Source organism: Guptibacillus hwajinpoensis, assembly GCF_020524165.1.
Taxonomy (GTDB): domain Bacteria; phylum Bacillota; class Bacilli; order Bacillales; family Guptibacillaceae; genus Guptibacillus; species Guptibacillus hwajinpoensis_D.
In genome coordinates this window covers 160,720-177,128 of sequence record NZ_JAIVKU010000001.1, presented here as the reverse complement: position 1 = coordinate 177,128, position 16,409 = coordinate 160,720, and the positions used below count along the sequence as shown (strand labels likewise).

Here is a 16,409-nt window from a genome sequence, read left to right as displayed (position 1 = left end):
ACCCTCTTTGTTTAACTTACTTCTTTGCCTGTTCCATTGCTTGTTTCCACGTATTTCGAAACTCTTCTGCCAGGCTTTCAACTTCTTTTAATACGCTTGTATCATTTTGAATATTCGCCGTCACTAACTGTGAAATCATATACTCATAGAGCGCGTCCATCGTTTGGGAGAGCTCCATCTCCATATTTAATGATGAACGTAATTCATAAAGGATATTTTGCGCTTTAATGATATTCGTGTTCTTTGCTTCCATATCGCCTTTTTCCATCGCAATAGCGGACAGGCGAATAAATTTGATACACCCGTTATAAAGCATTAACGTTAATTCCTGAGGCGATGACGTTGCGACCGCATTCGTTTGATACGTTTGATATGGATTTTTCATAGCCATAAGAATCCCTCCTATTTACGCTGATCGAAAAAGGCGCCGTCCGTATATGCGGCCTGCTTGTATTTACTTGCAGCTGCCTTGCCATTCTGCAGGCGTCTCATCTGATCGGAAAAAGCGGCATAAAGCTCAGAAAGTTTCGGTTGAATGGTTTCTTCAAGGAGGTTCAACTGTTGAAGAAGACCCTGCTCGTCTTCCGTCCAATTCTTTCCCTCCTTTTCCATCGCTTCATTTAAGAGTTTAATCGTCTCTTCACGTCGCGTAATCATGTGATTAATACCTTCAAGCTGTTCAGACCCTTGCTCATCCATTGAAGGGTTTACGATCTCAAGTGATTTCGCGATTTGATTTGTCACCACGTGTAGCTGGTTTAAAGCGTCAATTCTTCTCATTTTACATCCCACCAAGTAAGTTTTGTTGTACCCAGGCGCTTTGCTGATTGAGCTGACTCATCGCAGTTTCTAGCGCTGAAAATTGTTTCCAATACCGATCTTCTATCGTAACGAGCTTATCTTCCCAGTTTTGCATCTGTTCATCTATATCTTTTAATCTTGTAGACAGAAAGCTACTATCAACAAGCGTTCCCGGCGTACCAGCTTTTTTTCCTAGCTGATCGATCCCTTTATTAACAGAATCATAAAGCCGATCGCCAATCCCATCTGTGCCGCTTGTAAACAAGTTCATCACCTGATCAGGCTTTTGCTCAAGAGCACTCTTTAGCTTGGCTTCGTCAATAAAGAGCTTTCCTCCATCCTGGTAAGCCCCCGTGTTAATCCCAACTTGCGAAAGCATGCTAAGCTCGCCTGCTGGAATTCCGCTAACTGGCATCATCCAGGCACTGCGAAGATCACTCACAATTCCCCGAACCGTCGCGTCACTTTGGAGCATCCCGCTTTTCGCCTTCTCTTCCCATAGTTCAATTTCTTTCTCCGTAAGATCTTCTCTTTGCGCATCTGTGAGCGGCGGGAAATCGCGATTTCGCTTTTCAGTCAGCATCCCCTGCGCTTTATCGATGAACTCGTTGTATTTCTCAACAAAATTCTTAATCAGGTCAAAAGGAGCCTGAACATCACTCTGGACCGAAACGGTGGAAGTCCCTTTCTGAACTAAATCGAGCTTTAGGTTATTAATCGTCGTAGTGTTTGTTTTTAAGTTATCGACAACAATCCCATCAAACGTGACTGAACCATATTTCCCCTGTGCTGTGTTGGCCGCACCGCCGAGAATACGATTTTCTACGTTTGGATCACTAACACTAAGTGTGAACGTCTCATCTCCGCCCATTGCTTTTGAGGAAATGAAAAACCGAGAGGTCGTGTCATCGAAGCTTGCTCGTAAGCCAAGTGATTCACCTGTCGTACCGTCTGTGGCACCTGCTACTTTTTCTGCAAGACTTTTAAATGTGTCTGATGCAGTGATGGTAATGGAAGCGGTTTGCCCTTTGCTATTTGTAAGCTGAAGCGTCGTATCTGCTTCACCTGTTTGAAGTACTTTATCTGTTCCCTTTGCGGCCGTACCAGCTTCATTTTGAATGGCCTGTCCCGATGTGAACTTGGCACTTTGTGCGAGTTCGTTAACCGTAACCGAATAAGAACCTGGAACAGAAACAGATGTCGTTTTCGCTGTAACGGCACCAGTATTAGAAGAGACCGTTTTATAAGCATTATAGCCAGACTGCAACCGCATCGCGGAAGCCGTACTTCGCATATCCGACATCATCGTATTCAACTCACGATACGATTCCTTTTGCCATTCGATCGTTTGTTTCTTTTGAGACAATTTATCGAGCGGCATGCGCTCCGCCATCATAAGATCCTTTACCATCTGATCCGTATCCATCCCCGTCGCTAACCCGGAAATTCTCATGACCATCTCCTCCGTTCATACCTTCTATTGATACTATCGGCAGGGTTAGGTGATTGTTTAAGGTGTAAAAAGACCTAAAAAAGAACCCTCAATCGAGAGTTCGAACACTTAAATTTTCTGATCGACCATAAAGCCGAGAAGCTCAGCCGTTGCTGCGTAGCGATCAAGGAACTTTTTTGAAGGAACTTCTTTAATTACTTCGTCAGTTTGCGTATCAATGATCTGGACGTAGTATTCGTTTAGTTTTTCGTGGAGTTGGAATTTGAGTGAGGTCTGAGATGGTTCCAGATAGGTATTGAGAGTTTTGATGTGGTTCTCGACGGTTTCTTTTGATAAAACTTTTTCTTCTACCTTATGCTTTTCGGTCTTCTTATACAGTTCAGTATTAGTTATTTGAGTTAACTTCGTTGGTCCAATAGGTGTGGTTGAAACGTCCCTTAGTTCCATCAGTCATTCTCCAATTCCTTATTCATTTGTTGTTAAAAAAAGTGGCCTTCAGTTGAAGACCACCTTGTAAGTAAATTAACGAAGAAGTTGTAGTACAGCTTGTGGCTGTTGGTTGGCTTGGCTTAGCATTGCTTGAGAAGCCTGGTTAAGAATATTGTTCTTTGTGAACTCCATCATTTCCTTTGCCATGTCAACGTCGCGGATACGTGATTCAGCGGCTGTAAGGTTTTGTGATGAAGTCCCAAGATTGTTGATTGTGTGCTCAAGTCGGTTTTGGTATGCCCCAAGTTCTGAACGTTGCGAAGAAACAGATTCAATAGCTTTATTAACAGCTGTAATTGAAGCCTCCGCGGATTCCGCGGAAGAAATGTCGAGTCCATTTACATTTAACGCAGAAGAATCCATTTTATTAATACCAACTTTAATAGTTTGAGATGAATTTGCTCCTACATGGAAAGAGAGGGTATTATCAGCAAATTCTTCAACCGATTCTCTTGAAGTAAATGTAGCCTCTTTTCCTAAACTATCAGTTGTTAAAGCACCTATAGTTAGTGAATAATCTCCTCCACCTGTGGTAGTAACTATTTTTTGTGCCCCACCAGTTGAGGCAATATTTCCAATAGTTCCAGTTTCTCCACTTTGAGTAGTCCAAGTCATTGTATATTCGTCATTTGCTGCATCGTAATCAGTAATTTTCACATTAATTGTTTCATTGGCTTCAGTTCCTGGTGTTCCCGCAACAGAAGCAGTCGTTGCTGTTACACTTGAAAACAAGCTTGCGTCGCCCTGATTATCAAAACTAACAGACCCCATTTTATTGGTAACTCCACTAAGATCTCCATTAATTAGTTTTTTGTTGTTAAATTCTGTATCATTAGCAATTCTATCAATTTCTTCTTCAAGCTGATTCAACTCTTTTTGAAGTTCAGTACGATCAGTATCAGTGTTAGTATCGTTTCCAGATTGTACCGCTAATTCTCTCATTCTTTGAAGAATAGAATGTGTTTCATTTAATGCGCCTTCAGCAGTTTGGATAAGAGATATACCATCTTGAGAGTTACGACTAGCTTGTTCTAGACCACGAATCTGTCCACGCATTTTCTCAGAAATCGAAAGACCTGCTGCATCGTCTCCCGCTCTGTTAATACGAAGACCTGAAGATAATTTCTCCATGTTTTTTGATGCATTTGCTGAGTTCGCACCCATCTGACTGTAAGTGTTCAAAGCCGCGATATTGTGATTAATAATCATTCCTAAATCTACCTCCATGTAATTGGTTTTATCAAGAAAATCCACATCCGTTTGGACTTCCTAACACCACTATTATCGGCAGGCATTTTAGGATGTTTAACAGTTTTCTGAAAAATTTTTAGAAAATCTTGGATTCCTTTTTATTCCCTGCCTCCCCTTCATAAATAAAAAAGAACCGCATCCATAAAACCGCGGTTCCTCCCAATAATTGATCACCTTAAATGTGCATATTCTTCCTTCTCATATAGCCCCGGTAAATAAGCTTCAATCCCATTCCCATCCTGATCATAAAACTTAAAATGAGCCACTCCATCCTCTTCATCAACCGAAACGCCACGCTTTCGCAGCTCATTCCTAAACTTCGCCGCATGCTTCTCTGCTAAATGAAGCACCGGATAAGATCCGCTCGCATCAGCTGAAGGAAGCTCTTCGCCTGCCTTCAACTCAATTAAGCAAATCGCCGTCTGCCCTTCTCCAACGCCGAGCACCACTGTACCTCCGTAGTCTTTTGTCACATGAAGACCGAGCATCTCTTCATACCATTTCACTGCATTCTTGATATTCCGTACACGAATGTTCACTTGATAAACACCTTCAAAGAAACTCATGAAGCCCCTCCTATGAACTTGTTTTTCTCCTGAACTCCTTTAAATCCTCCAAGCTAAACTCCTGCATCGCGGCAAGCTTATTCTCTGACTGAATGGCTTCATATACTTCTTTTCGGTGAATGGCGATGTTCTTTGGTGCTTCTACACCAAGCTTCACCGTATCTCCGTCGATGCTTATAATCTTAAGTTCAATTTCATCATTAATGACAATCGATTCGCCTTTTTTACGTCCAAGTACGAGCATTTACTCCGCCTCCTCTGTGTTCACTTGCTTCAATAGAGGTTCTTTGATGCCATACTCCTGTTTTAGGACAAGTTGTTTTCCAGTGCGTTCTTCGGTGTTAAAAATAAGGGGTGCTTTTAAATTCATCGTCGCTTCTTTTAATGAGCCCTGGACTGTAAGAATGGATAGCACGAGCGCATGTGCTGGATCCGTTAGGTTTAGCTGGGCAAGCGTGCTGTCGTCAAGGTTTACTTCATAATTTGGGTAAAAGGAAAACGGATCTGCGAGGAAAAAGCAAAGACCGCTTTCTTCTGTTGATTGTAAAAAGTAAAAAGGAGACTCATCTTTGTCGTCGGCGGGTAATAGACAGTAAGTTGTAAAGTGCTCAAGGCCAGGGATGCCACTTTCAAACGTGACGAGACGTTCTTCGGTAACATCCATTTCTCCAAAGCGTGCAGTATGTAATTTCATAGCGATCTCCTTTGTTGATCAGTGTGTACCTTCATTATAAGGCCTAAAGCGCTTTTTTCCATGGATAATTTGTTGTCTTTTTGAAATTTCGGTAAACTTAAAGTGGCAGACGACCGCTTAAAAAGAAGAATCTTGTCGAAGCTTTATCTTTATCAAAATACATTACGTTTACGAAAGGAGAATCCATTATGAACCTCACCTTTCATCCGCTCGGCGAAGCAGCTTTGAAGTGCTGTTTTCAAGAAGACGTATCGCCGGCATTGACGGATAAAATCCAGGCATTTTGTAGAAAGCTTCGCTCGAAAGAAATCATCGGCATAACCGAATGGGTGCCTGCCTATGATTCTGTGGCCATTTACTATGATCCGTGGAAGCTTTCGTATCAACAGCTCGCTGACTTCCTTCTAAATATGGTAGTTGAACTTGACGTGAATCGCGACGAATCGAAAATGGTGACCATTCCAACACATTATGGCGGGGATGACGGACCGGATCTTGAAAATCTCGCAGCTGCTAATAATCTTTCCACTAAAGACGTGATCAACCTACATACAAGCGGCAGCTACCTCATCAACATGATCGGCTTTTTACCAGGCTTTCCTTACTTAAGCGGCTTAGATGAACGCATTGCGATGCCGCGCCTTGAAAATCCAAGACAGTCTGTTCCGGCTGGATCGGTCGGCATCGCCGAAAGTCAAACTGGGATCTACCCGCTCGATTCACCCGGAGGCTGGCATATCATCGGCCGCACGCCGCTTAAGCTTTTTGATGCTGAAAAAGAAGAGCCGTTTCTGTTTGAGCAGGGCGATTATTTACAGTTCAAAGCTATTTCAGAAGACGAATACAAACAGATTCAGCGTGAAATTGAAAACGGTACGTACAAACTGGAACGCAAGGAGGAATCTGAATGACGTTTCGCATTGACTTAAACAGTGATCTCGGCGAAAGCTTCGGTACCTATGTCGTTGGACAGGATGAGCAGGTGCTTGAGCTCGTGTCGTCAGCAAATGTGGCGTGTGGCTATCATGCCGGTGATCCGCACATTATGAATAAAACAGTTGAATGGGCGAAGGAGCATCACGTCGGTATTGGCGCGCATCCAGGCTTCCCGGACTTAGTCGGGTTTGGGCGACGAAATATGAACATTACACCAGAAGATGCCTACTCGCTTGTTCTTTATCAAATCGGAGCACTGCACGGGTTCTGCAGGGCTCATGAAGTGCCACTACAGCACGTGAAACCACATGGGGCGCTTTACAATATGGCTTCGAAGGATCCTGAGCTTGCGAACGCGATTGCGCAAGCCGTGAAGGATTTTGATTCAGAGCTGATTCTATTTGGACTGGCAAATTCAGAGCTCATTCGTGCTGCGCAAGACGCTGCACTTCCTTATGCTTCAGAAGTGTTTGCCGACAGAACGTATCAACCTGACGGATCACTTACGCCACGGGTAGAAAAACATGCGATGATTCGTGATGAGCAAGCGGCGATTGAACAAGTGATTCAAATGGTGAAAGAAGGAACGGTAACGGCTGTGGATGGTTCGATCATTGCGATTGAAGCGGATACGGTTTGTGTGCACGGCGATGAATCGTCGGCGCTTGCGTTTATTAAAGCGCTTCGGAAACGATTTGATGAAGAAAACATTGAGATGGAAAGGGTCGGAAACCGGTGAAGTTATTTTCAGTCGAAAAGCCAGGATTATATACAACATATCAGGATTTGGGACGTGTCGGGTATTTGAAATATGGTGTACCGGCATCTGGAGCGCTTGACCGCTTCGCTCTTCAGGTTGGTAATATTCTAGTTGGCAATGAACGAGGGGCGGCAGGTCTTGAGGTCACGATGCAGGGGCCAGAACTACTCGCAGAAGAAACCTTTGTGATCGCTGTAACGGGAGGCGATTTGTCTCCAATGATTAATGGAAGGCGTATTCCGCTCTGGAAGTCGGTGCTGATAAAAAAAGGACAGGTGCTTGAATTTGGCCAACCACGCCTTGGCGTTCGCGCTTATCTTACCGTTTCAGGTGGTTTTCATGCGCAATCCTATATGGGCAGCCGCTCGGTATATGAACCAGCAGGTCTTGGGCGTCGACTTGAAAAAGGCGATGAGCTGGTTGGTGAGCCTAGAAAACAAAAAGCAGGAACCGGGCTCTTTTTCACCGAGATTCCTGATTATGATCGTGATGTTGAAGTTCGCGTTGTAAAAGGACCTCATCATGAGCAAATTTCAGATAAGGCCGTTTCGGACTTTTTCGCTATGACTCATGAAGTGTCACCGCAATCAAACCGGATGGGCTATCGCCTACAATCAGATCTTGAAACAAATCATGAAGCAAACGTTATTTCAGACGGGGTTCCGCTTGGCGGCATCCAGCTACCTGGGAACGGTCAGCCGATCATTTTGCTCGCGGATCGGCAAACGACAGGTGGCTACACGCGGATTGGAACGGTCATCGGTCCAGATTTGCCACTCGTTGCCCAGCTTCCTCCCGGCGGTAAGATCCGCTTTAGTGAAGTATCTGTGGAAGAAGCACAAGAGGCGGCAAAGCAGGAAGAACAAAAGCTTCGGATTTGGGAGCGATTCACCCGCTAATGCAATCGGAGGTAGCTGTGAAGTTCATCCTTCACTACCTCCCCCTGATCCTGTTCGGTCAGCTGCAGGTGGTAGTGATCTCCTTCGGCTTCTGCCTGGAAATTGTAAAAACCTTTACTATTTAAATAGTCGCTCAGATCTTCAATCTTTTCACACTGAGAGAACAAAATTTTATTGCCCACATAATCGTCATTCACATAAACGTTATACGTATGTGCATTTTTCATCTCTTCCTCTTGATTAAAAAACGGGATTGGTTCCGGCATTCTGTCTCCCTCCTTTCTTTAGGGATTACTATCAATTTGTCCCTTCACGCCTTTTTTATGTTGGAAAAACATTCTTGTATGCTAGTATGTTTAATCCTTTAAGCATTCGGGAACCTTCTCTAACGTACACTAAAGGAGGATGACTCATGGCTAACACATATACAAAGCAATACATTAACGGTGAATGGGTTAAGGGTTCTAGTGACAAAACTGTAACAAATTATAATCCATTTTCCGGTGAGGAAATTTTTACATTAAATTCAGCATCTGAAGAAGATCTAGATAAAGCTTATAAAACAGCAAAAGAAGCACAAAAATCATGGGCGCAGACAACACCGGGCAAGCGCCAGCAAATTCTTGATAAAGTAGCGGCACTCATGACAGAACGAAAAGAAGAAATCGTTGACTGGCTAGTAAAAGAATCTGGCAGTACAAAAATCAAAGCAAATGTTGAATGGGCAGCAGCCACTCGCGTTGTGAAAGAGTCTGCATCATTCCCATATCGCATGAAGGGACAAATCGCGCCTTCAGATACGCCAGGTAAAGAAAACCGCATATATAAAAGCGCAAAAGGCGTCATTGGCGTCATCGGACCGTGGAACTTTCCACTTCACCTTTCCATGCGTTCAGTAGCTCCAGCCATCGCAACTGGTAACACGGTGGTCCTAAAACCAGCATCTGAAACGCCTGTAACAGCAGGGTTCCTAATTGCTGAACTATTTGAAGAAGCAGGACTTCCGAAAGGCGTATTAAATGTCGTAGCAGGACGTGGTTCTGAAATTGGCGATGCGTTCGTTACTCACCCAATTCCGAAGTTGATTTCCTTCACAGGTTCAACCGAAGTTGGCCAACATATCGGTGAGCTTGCAGGTAAGAACATTAAAGAAACGGCACTAGAGCTCGGCGGTAACAACGTGTTTATCGTTCTTGATGATGCGGATATTGATCAGGCAGCTGAATCAGCAGCGTTCGGTAAATTCTTGCATCAGGGTCAAATTTGTATGGCGATCAACCGCATTATCGTGCACGAAAGCATTCATGACAAATTTGTTGAAGCATTTAAAGAAAAAGTGGCTTCTCTGCAAGCTGGTGATCCGTCTGACGCGAAAACAGCCGTTGGTCCTCTGATCAACAAAGATGCCGTTGAACGTATTCAAGAATCACTTAACGCTTCTCTTGAACAAGGTGCTGAGAAAATTCTTGGTGGCGAAGTGGAAGGAAACGTGATGCATCCGGTCATTCTAACGAATGTCACCAACGATATGCCAATTGCGAAAGATGAAATTTTCGGAGCTGTCGCACCAATCATTAAATTTAGCACAGTAGACGAAGCAATTGAAATCGCAAATGGATCTCCGTATGGCCTTAGTGGCTCCGTTCACTCTCGCGACTTAAACCGGGGAGTACAGGTAGCTCAGCAAATTGAAACAGGAATGGTCCACATTAACGACCAGCCTGTAAATGATGAGGCACACATGGCCTTCGGTGGCGAAAAAGAGTCAGGACTTGGCCGTTTCGGTGGCGAATGGGCACTCGATAAATTTACAACCGTAAAATGGATTTCCGTTCAACAAGAACGTCGTCAGTATCCATTTTTCCAATAAGTAGTTAAAAGCCCTCGATTCGTTCGGGGGCTTTTTTAATGACCTACCTTCACTAAATAAAAATTGGTTACCCGGGAAATAGTAGGAAAATACTTAAATGGCTATTTTGTTGCTTTTTATTTTCATTTTTGAAAAAATAGATAGAGAGAAGGAGATGGAAACATGATTGAAGTTCGTGAAGAGAAGGTACAGGATCATGAGGAAATCTCAACCATTTTACAAAAAGCGTTTGGTGGAGAAGATGAGGTTAAGCTCGTCAGTGAGATTCGAGCGTCTACGTACTTTGTTCCTGAGCTCTCTCTTGTTGCGCTACATAATCGACGCGATCCAGTCGGTTACATTCTTCTTAGTGAGATCACCATTTCTACAGAAAAAGGGAGCCTCACGTCTCTTGCGCTGGCCCCTGTAGCAGTTGTTCCTGAATTACAGCGAGAGGGAATTGGGAGCATGCTCATTCAAGAAGGTCTGATGAGGGCGACTTCGCTCGGTTACCGTCACGTTGTCGTGCTTGGACACAAAGAATATTACCCGCGATTCGGTTTCGTCCCCGCTTCTGAACAAAACCTTACTGGACCATTTGATGCAGGAGATGCGTTCATGGTGAAAGAACTAAAAAAGGACGCGCTGAAAAACATTAGCGGAGAAGTTGTTTATCCGAAAGCATTCGGAGTGTAAAAACGACATACGAAAAGCCGCTCATTAGCGGCTCCTGCTTAAAAATCAAAGATTGAATCTTCGTTCGCATCATCGTCTTTCATCGGTTTAGAAGACAGGGATTGTTGAACGGGCGCGGCCCCCTGTTGTTGAAGTGGCCTAGCTGATTGCGCTACGGGCTTTGATCGACTGCTTCCTGCCTGAAGTAGCATGTCGCAGTATGTTTTAATCGCAATAAGCTCTTCGCGAATGCCTTCAACGTCAGCATCATTTTCTTCAACATTATACGTAAGCTGCTTCATTCGTGCATTCATTTGCTGAATCAGCTGATCAATCGGGATATCTTTCATTTCAGTTAACTCCTTTAGTGAAGGATCTTTTGTCCCTAGTGTACCAAACTACAAACCAAATGAAAAAATTAAATGAGAAGGAGATTAAACAATGGATACTCTTCAAGAAGCTCTGAAATTTAATGAGGAATTTGTTAAGAACAAGGAGTATGTTCCTTTTGAAACCACTGGCCTTCCAGATAAAAAAATCGTCATTCTTTCCTGCATGGATACACGTCTAGTAGAACTTCTACCACGCGCAATGAATTTAAAGAATGGCGATGTAAAAATTGTTAAAAACGCCGGTGCTGTTGTCAGTCACCCGTTCGGAAGTATTATGCGCAGTATCGTCGTAGCGGTGTATGAACTTCAAGCTGAAGAAGTCTGGGTTATTGGACACCACGATTGCGGCATGGGAAAAGTCAATCCGGATGAACTTCTTCATAAAATCGAAGATAGCGTCACAAAAGAAGTGGTTGCTTCCATGAAACACGTTGGAATCGATCTTCATTCTTGGCTCCAGGGATTCACAACTGTTCAAGATGGCGTACGCGATAGCGTTTCGATGATCCAAAATCATCCGCTTCTTCCAAAAGACCTTCCCGTTCATGGGCTTGTGATTGATCCAGCGACTGGAAAATTAGATCAAGTAACAGAATAATAGTAAAAGCGCGCTCCTCATCGAGGAGCGCGCTTTGTTTAAAGGCTATTTCGCTAACACATCAGCAAAAGCTTTTCCGTACTGCGGAAGATCCGGCGGACGACGGGCAGATACGAGATGTCCGTCAACAACAACTGGCTCATCAATCCACGTTGCACCTGCATTTTCCATGTCATCACGGATTCCTGGTGTGCTCGTTACTTTCTTTCCTTCTAGTACCTTTGCAGAAATCAACACCCAGCCTGCATGGCAAATCTGACCGATTGGTTTCTTATTTTCTTCCATGTGCTGTACCATTTTTAACACTTCAGGGAAACGGCGAATTTTATCAGGTGCCCATCCACCAGGAACGAGAATCGCATCGTAATCAGCAGGGTTAATGTCTTCATATGCATAGTCGGAAACGACGGGTACGCCGTATTTCCCAACATATTTCTCTCCTGCTTTCTCCCCAACGTAATGAACGGTTGCGCCTTCTTCCATTAAGCGATAATAAGGGTATGTGAGCTCGAGATCTTCAAATTCATGATGAACGAGACTAATCACTTTCTTATTTTCTAAACGCATACTTCCACCTCCACTTCTTACCTTATACCATTTTTCGTCTAATTCAAAACGAAGAACATGTTAGAGGATAGATCTCCCTTTTGATGCATGTATTTTCTAGTATGGTCTTGGCCTTCTGGGAATACTAATGAGAAGGTAAAGGAGAGATAACCATGGATGTTGGTCTTTTACTGGAATATGGTTGGGTGCTTCTTGTTTTAATCGGTCTTGAAGGGGTACTAGCTGCAGATAACGCTCTCGTCATGGCCATTATGGTCAAGCACCTTGATCCACAAAAGCGTAAAAAGGCTTTGTTTTATGGACTTGGTGGAGCCTTTGTTTTTCGCTTCGGATCTCTCTTCATCATTTCCTTTCTCGTCGACATTTGGCAGGTGCAGGCGATTGGTGCCATTTACCTGTTATTTCTCAGTTTAAATCATCTTGTGAAAAAGTTTTTCCTAAGCGATCGTAAAGAAACCAAAAAGGAAAAAGAGCCGAAACAGGGAGCTGGCTTTTGGACAACTGTTTTAAAAGTCGAGCTTGCTGACATTGCTTTTGCGGTGGATTCAATTTTAGCGGCCGTTGCGTTAGCGCTAACGCTTCCGAATACAACGTTACCGAAAATCGGTGGAATGGATGGCGGACAGTTCCTTGTCATCCTAACTGGAGGAATTGTTGGGCTAATCATCATGCGCTTTGCTGCTAATTATTTTGTAAAGCTTCTCCATCGTAAGCCTGGTCTAGAAACAGCTGCATTCGTTATCGTTGGTTGGGTTGGGGTGAAGCTTGCCATTTACACCCTTGCGCATCCAAACCTCGGTATCCTTGCAGAAGATTTCCCGAAAGAACCTGCGTGGAAAATTACGTTCTGGGGCGTCCTTGTCGCCATTGCCCTTGGCGGCTGGTTTTTATCTTCAGAACGAAAGGAAACGGAACGAGAAGACGAGAACGATGATACCCTTGAAGAGGAAAATGATGAAGCGAATGATTTTTCATAACGAACAACAGGTGCCAATCAAGGCACCTGTTGTTTATGCTTTCTGAAACTCTTCTTTGATTTCATTCATCCGTTTTTTATTAACGCCCATATCCGAATAGCCTGTACGAGAAGCGGATCGAAAATGCACCATTTCGCTCGCAGTATCAATGTAAAATTCAATATCATCAACAAATTTAAACAGCTTTGATTTTTCCTCCGCTCGTAGGTAGTGCGATCCCTCTTCTACAATTTCTGTTCGTTTTCGACTCGTTAAGATTGTTTTTAATTTAGCGAGAGCTTCGTCAGCCGTACCTTTGTACGGGATCGGATCCATGCCGTGCTTTTCGTCATTACTTTGACTCAATACGCAGTTTGGTTTATCTGGGCAGGGAGCAAGCTTCCCTTCTTTCACACCTAATTGTTCTGAACTCACATCGATCGCCTCCTGTTATCATGTTTCTATTCTTTCTATACCCTCTCACGTCACCATTTGAACTTATTATGCCTTACAATGTGTGAAAAAAGCAGCACATTGATGTGCAAATTTCTCGTTTAGAACGTTAAGAAAGCGTGAATAGTACTTCTGTGATCAAAAAAACAGGATTTTAATCTTTGAAGGAGGCAATATTGTGAGTAGACCAGTTGTACGTGAATATCAAAACGATGAGAAACTAAAAAGTGATATCGAGGAGCTAAGCAATATCGGCGTCTCAAAAGATGACATCTACGTACTTTCCCATGATGACGACCGCACAGAGCGCGTTGCAGACGGCGTTGATGCAAACACAATTGGCAAAAAAGAAATGGGACTTAGCAGCTTGAAGAACGTTTTTAGTAAAAAAGGCGACGAACTGCGCAGCAAAATGCAGGAAATCGGTTTCTCTAAAGAAGAATCAGAACGTTACGAAGAAGAAATGGACAAAGGCAAGATTTTCATGTTTGTAACGGATACAGATAAAGTGACGAATTGGAAGTAAGAAAGAATGAGTGAGTGATTGAGAAAGAGCCGTGGATCTGCTGTTGAGATCCACGGCTTTTTTATGCAGTAAAGCAGCGGGGGTCAGGTACGTACCTGACCCCCGCTGCTTTAAAGTGCTGCACTAACGTAACGATTGTTTACTGTGCCGCCATTAAGCCAATCCTCGAAATCGACCGCAATGACCTCGTCGCTTCCTGCTATAGCGGTTTTGAATAGGCGTTCCTTCGGCTTCGTCATGACAGTATGAAGCGTGCCAAACAGGTTGTCATAGTCAGCAAAAAATAGGAGAGAATTAGGATTTTTAAATTCATCAAACCAATTCTCTAGCTCAATGACGGGATGGTTTTCTAAATAGGTTAGCCTTTGAAGCGAGTTTTCCGTTGCTTGCGGTGTGCTAGACTTCTGAAAATGATTGGTGCAATACAGTGTTTCGCTACGTTTCACCTCGCTACTTAAGGGGCCAATTTCAACAATGGCCGATCGACCTGAAGCATCTGTTAAGGAGTAATTATACTCGTCAGCGTGGGGCAAATCTTCTAATAACGACATGGCTTCTTCAACCGTTTGACATGTGTCGAGTACGATTCTGACAATGATTCCAGCCATTAGTCCTTTTTGATGAAAGCGCGTTGATACAAAATGGAGACCTACTGTAAGTCCATATTCATTCATCCCATCATGTAAACCAATTCCAAATAAACTATGACCACACGTTGCATAGCATTCGGTTGGCTGTCTTAACATGAATCGTCCATCGTAATAGTCAGGCCCAAAATCATAATTCCTCACATATCCTTCATTGGTCATGACGGCTGTACAGCCTAATCCTTCGAGTTTAGGTAAATCATATCCACTAAAAAGAGAGAGCGCGTTATTTGGTGAAATCGCTAATGCCTTACTTATCCCTTCGATTTCATCTAATAGATGTGGAGCAAAGCGTTCATAGACAGTGCGGGCTTCCTCGATATGAATTGGCTGAACAAAATGCTCAGATCGTTTCTGCACGACCTTCATTTGTTCATGAGAACCCACGCCTTCACCGATCTCAACGGAACGCCCTCGATAAGACTCAATCGATACCCTAAGCTCACTCACTCTTTTTCTCCTTATAGACCTTTAACATTTCTTCCACAGAAATCCCGTCAATCGTCATACCTTCTACTTCTGACTTCTCGATTTTCACACCTTTAAGGTTACAATTAGTCAGTGTACTTCCATGAAGGTCACATTTATCAAAAAGAAGTGGCATATGCTCCTCTCTACGCCCCGCTGCTAAATGATCTTCAGGGGGCAATCCAATGTTTCGAAAAACCGCACCACCCATTTGCGCATCCTCAATCTTAAGATCACTCAGATCAATATCTCGGAACGAAATCCCACTCATGTTCATGTTCTTAAACGTTGCTTCAACCATGTAGGCATCAGAAAAGATGGACTGCGCTAAGTTCGAATTCATGAAATTCGCGTTCGTTAACTCAACTTGATCGAATAAAGCACTGCGAAGACGAAGTTCTTTGAATACTTTCCGCTCAAATTCTTCCCCAACGTTTTGTTCCTTCAAATTTTTCTCAACCATCTCATTCATCTCCTTTTTTAACTTTGCTCTAGCCCTTCGGATCCGACTTTCTACTGCAGAGGTGGAACAGGCTAACATGGAAGCAATTTCGTTCATGGAATAGCCGCCCATGTAGTGAAGAACAACAGAAGTTCGAATTTCTTCCTTCAATTCATACAGCGCTAGCCAAACAAGTTCGCTTGTTTCACTTTCTTTCTTTTCAAACAGCTGAAGCGTCTTTTCGTGAAAGGAACGCTCCATCACCTGCACCATTCGCTTTCGCTTTCTTTTTAAATCTAAGCTCAAATTTCGCGCTATACTCGTTAACCAGCTCCCTACCTTCTCTGGATCTTCAAGTGTGTGCCGCTTTACGTAGGCTTTTATAAATGCTTCCTGCGCCACATCTTGGGCAAGGTGGTAGTCCCCAAGAACGCTATAGGAAACCGCATAGAGAGCGTTCGAATAGCAGTTAATTACCTCTCGAAAGCCTTCTTCTGTTTGCCATTCTAAAGTCGATTGCTTCAACCTATCTCACCTCACTAGAGCTTTCACTTAAATAGACGTATCTCATCCGTCCATTCCGTCAACTTGGTGAAAATCTTTCCATGGTAAGCGGACAATTGTATGTGAAGGGGGTCAGAGAGGAGTCAGACCCCAAAAAAAGTGCAATAAAAAACAACATAAATGGCACACAAAAACTAGTTCTCCGCTCGTCTCCAGGCGCATATATTTGTAGGGCAATAAAAATATTTCTTTCAAAGGGAGTGCTGATATGTTGGATCGAACATTGCTTTTCGTAGCCGCTATGATTGCTGGGTTTGCATTACTTCGTCTGTCTGAAGCAGATTCATTCCTCGAGAGTCTTAATCCGGTCTTCGAAGTTGTTGGCTTTTTAGCAGCGCTGCTATTTGCACTTGTCTTGATCTACAAAGGCATCATGGCCATCTTACCCCGGAAAGTGTAAACGCTTTCCGCTCCTGAAAGAAA

The 16,409-nt window shown here is 43.5% G+C and carries 23 protein-coding genes; 9 read left to right on the top strand and 14 right to left on the bottom strand.

Going from position 1 to position 16,409, the window contains the following annotated elements:
• Positions 1 to 16 precede the first annotated feature (16 nt).
• From fliS to fliW, 8 genes are all read right to left on the bottom strand, one after another.
• On the bottom strand, positions 17 to 391 hold the full coding sequence (fliS, locus tag LC090_RS00890) for a flagellar export chaperone FliS (RefSeq protein WP_226654377.1): 375 nt from the start codon (positions 389 to 391) through the stop codon (positions 17 to 19).
• A gap of 11 nt (positions 392 to 402) precedes the next feature.
• Positions 403 to 780, bottom strand: a complete 378-nt coding sequence (locus LC090_RS00885; RefSeq protein ID WP_226654375.1) for a hypothetical protein — start codon at positions 778 to 780, stop codon at positions 403 to 405.
• A 1-nt stretch (position 781) separates the two neighbouring features.
• Entirely contained in the window at positions 782 to 2,254 is a 1,473-nt protein-coding gene (gene fliD / locus LC090_RS00880) for a flagellar filament capping protein FliD (protein ID WP_226654373.1), read from the bottom strand.
• A gap of 108 nt (positions 2,255 to 2,362) precedes the next feature.
• Positions 2,363 to 2,701 carry a flagellar protein FlaG gene (gene flaG, locus LC090_RS00875; protein WP_226654371.1) on the bottom strand — a complete coding sequence of 113 codons (339 nt, stop codon included), beginning with the start codon at positions 2,699 to 2,701 and terminating at the stop codon, positions 2,363 to 2,365.
• Between the two features lie 75 nt (positions 2,702 to 2,776).
• Positions 2,777 to 3,952, bottom strand: a complete 1,176-nt coding sequence (locus tag LC090_RS00870) for a flagellin (RefSeq protein WP_226654673.1) — start codon at positions 3,950 to 3,952, stop codon at positions 2,777 to 2,779.
• A 212-nt stretch (positions 3,953 to 4,164) separates the two neighbouring features.
• Positions 4,165 to 4,560, bottom strand: coding sequence for a VOC family protein (locus LC090_RS00865; RefSeq protein WP_226654369.1), 396 nt, complete (start codon positions 4,558 to 4,560; stop codon positions 4,165 to 4,167).
• Positions 4,561 to 4,570: 10 nt separating this feature from the next.
• Entirely contained in the window at positions 4,571 to 4,804 is a 234-nt protein-coding gene (gene csrA / locus LC090_RS00860) for a carbon storage regulator CsrA (protein ID WP_226654366.1), read from the bottom strand.
• Positions 4,805 to 5,254 (bottom strand): flagellar assembly protein FliW, encoded by a 450-nt coding sequence (gene fliW, locus LC090_RS00855; protein WP_226654364.1) that lies wholly within the window; start codon positions 5,252 to 5,254, stop codon positions 4,805 to 4,807. It lies immediately after the preceding gene.
• 188 nt (positions 5,255 to 5,442) lie between these two features.
• On the opposite strand from fliW, the gene pxpB reads away from it, so the two are divergent.
• Genes pxpB through LC090_RS00840 form a run of 3 tightly spaced genes read left to right on the top strand, consistent with a single transcriptional unit; the run spans position 5,443 to position 7,849 of the window.
• Positions 5,443 to 6,165, top strand: a complete 723-nt coding sequence (pxpB, locus tag LC090_RS00850; RefSeq protein ID WP_226654362.1) for a 5-oxoprolinase subunit PxpB — start codon at positions 5,443 to 5,445, stop codon at positions 6,163 to 6,165.
• On the top strand, positions 6,162 to 6,929 hold the full coding sequence (locus tag LC090_RS00845; protein ID WP_226654360.1) for a LamB/YcsF family protein: 768 nt from the start codon (positions 6,162 to 6,164) through the stop codon (positions 6,927 to 6,929). The genes pxpB and LC090_RS00845 overlap by 4 nt, the downstream gene beginning before the upstream one ends.
• Positions 6,926 to 7,849 carry a biotin-dependent carboxyltransferase family protein gene (locus LC090_RS00840; protein WP_226654358.1) on the top strand — a complete coding sequence of 308 codons (924 nt, stop codon included), beginning with the start codon at positions 6,926 to 6,928 and terminating at the stop codon, positions 7,847 to 7,849. Before LC090_RS00845 ends, LC090_RS00840 begins: the two co-directional genes overlap by 4 nt.
• On the opposite strand, the gene LC090_RS00835 is transcribed toward LC090_RS00840, so the two are convergent.
• Positions 7,846 to 8,115, bottom strand: coding sequence for a hypothetical protein (locus LC090_RS00835; protein WP_226654356.1), 270 nt, complete (start codon positions 8,113 to 8,115; stop codon positions 7,846 to 7,848). The two genes, LC090_RS00840 and LC090_RS00835, sit on opposite strands and share 4 nt — an antisense overlap.
• A gap of 146 nt (positions 8,116 to 8,261) precedes the next feature.
• Between LC090_RS00835 and LC090_RS00830 the strand changes: the two genes are divergently transcribed.
• Both LC090_RS00830 and LC090_RS00825 read left to right on the top strand, forming a co-directional pair.
• Entirely contained in the window at positions 8,262 to 9,719 is a 1,458-nt protein-coding gene (locus tag LC090_RS00830; protein WP_226654354.1) for an aldehyde dehydrogenase family protein, read from the top strand.
• A gap of 162 nt (positions 9,720 to 9,881) precedes the next feature.
• Positions 9,882 to 10,394 carry a GNAT family N-acetyltransferase gene (locus LC090_RS00825; RefSeq protein ID WP_226654351.1) on the top strand — a complete coding sequence of 171 codons (513 nt, stop codon included), beginning with the start codon at positions 9,882 to 9,884 and terminating at the stop codon, positions 10,392 to 10,394.
• Positions 10,395 to 10,432: 38 nt separating this feature from the next.
• Here LC090_RS00825 and LC090_RS00820 read toward each other — a convergent pair whose 3' ends face one another.
• A complete protein-coding gene (locus LC090_RS00820) occupies positions 10,433 to 10,723 on the bottom strand; it encodes a DUF5327 family protein (protein WP_226654349.1) in 291 nt (96 codons plus the stop codon).
• 91 nt (positions 10,724 to 10,814) lie between these two features.
• Between LC090_RS00820 and LC090_RS00815 the strand changes: the two genes are divergently transcribed.
• Positions 10,815 to 11,363: a beta-class carbonic anhydrase gene (locus LC090_RS00815; protein ID WP_226654347.1), complete on the top strand. Its 549-nt coding sequence runs from the start codon at positions 10,815 to 10,817 to the stop codon at positions 11,361 to 11,363.
• A gap of 45 nt (positions 11,364 to 11,408) precedes the next feature.
• On the opposite strand, the gene LC090_RS00810 is transcribed toward LC090_RS00815, so the two are convergent.
• Positions 11,409 to 11,930: a type 1 glutamine amidotransferase domain-containing protein gene (locus LC090_RS00810; RefSeq protein ID WP_226654345.1), complete on the bottom strand. Its 522-nt coding sequence runs from the start codon at positions 11,928 to 11,930 to the stop codon at positions 11,409 to 11,411.
• 152 nt (positions 11,931 to 12,082) lie between these two features.
• Here LC090_RS00810 and LC090_RS00805 point away from each other — a divergent pair, with 152 nt between their 5' ends.
• Positions 12,083 to 12,907 (top strand): TerC family protein, encoded by an 825-nt coding sequence (locus tag LC090_RS00805; RefSeq protein ID WP_226654343.1) that lies wholly within the window; start codon positions 12,083 to 12,085, stop codon positions 12,905 to 12,907.
• 33 nt (positions 12,908 to 12,940) lie between these two features.
• On the opposite strand, the gene LC090_RS00800 is transcribed toward LC090_RS00805, so the two are convergent.
• Positions 12,941 to 13,321 carry a DUF1499 domain-containing protein gene (locus tag LC090_RS00800; RefSeq protein WP_226654341.1) on the bottom strand — a complete coding sequence of 127 codons (381 nt, stop codon included), beginning with the start codon at positions 13,319 to 13,321 and terminating at the stop codon, positions 12,941 to 12,943.
• Between the two features lie 196 nt (positions 13,322 to 13,517).
• Between LC090_RS00800 and LC090_RS00795 the strand changes: the two genes are divergently transcribed.
• The gene (locus tag LC090_RS00795; RefSeq protein WP_224591010.1) at positions 13,518 to 13,865 is read left to right on the top strand and encodes a general stress protein; all 348 of its coding nucleotides are present in this window, start codon (positions 13,518 to 13,520) and stop codon (positions 13,863 to 13,865) included.
• Positions 13,866 to 13,975: 110 nt separating this feature from the next.
• On the opposite strand, the gene LC090_RS00790 is transcribed toward LC090_RS00795, so the two are convergent.
• Complete coding sequence (locus LC090_RS00790; RefSeq protein ID WP_226654339.1) at positions 13,976 to 14,962, bottom strand: C45 family autoproteolytic acyltransferase/hydolase; 987 nt, start codon at positions 14,960 to 14,962, stop codon at positions 13,976 to 13,978.
• Complete coding sequence (locus LC090_RS00785; protein ID WP_226654337.1) at positions 14,955 to 15,947, bottom strand: sigma-70 family RNA polymerase sigma factor; 993 nt, start codon at positions 15,945 to 15,947, stop codon at positions 14,955 to 14,957. The genes LC090_RS00790 and LC090_RS00785 overlap by 8 nt, the downstream gene beginning before the upstream one ends.
• 247 nt (positions 15,948 to 16,194) lie before the next feature.
• Between LC090_RS00785 and LC090_RS00780 the strand changes: the two genes are divergently transcribed.
• Positions 16,195 to 16,386, top strand: coding sequence for a hypothetical protein (locus LC090_RS00780; protein ID WP_098445502.1), 192 nt, complete (start codon positions 16,195 to 16,197; stop codon positions 16,384 to 16,386).
• Positions 16,387 to 16,409 lie beyond the last annotated feature (23 nt).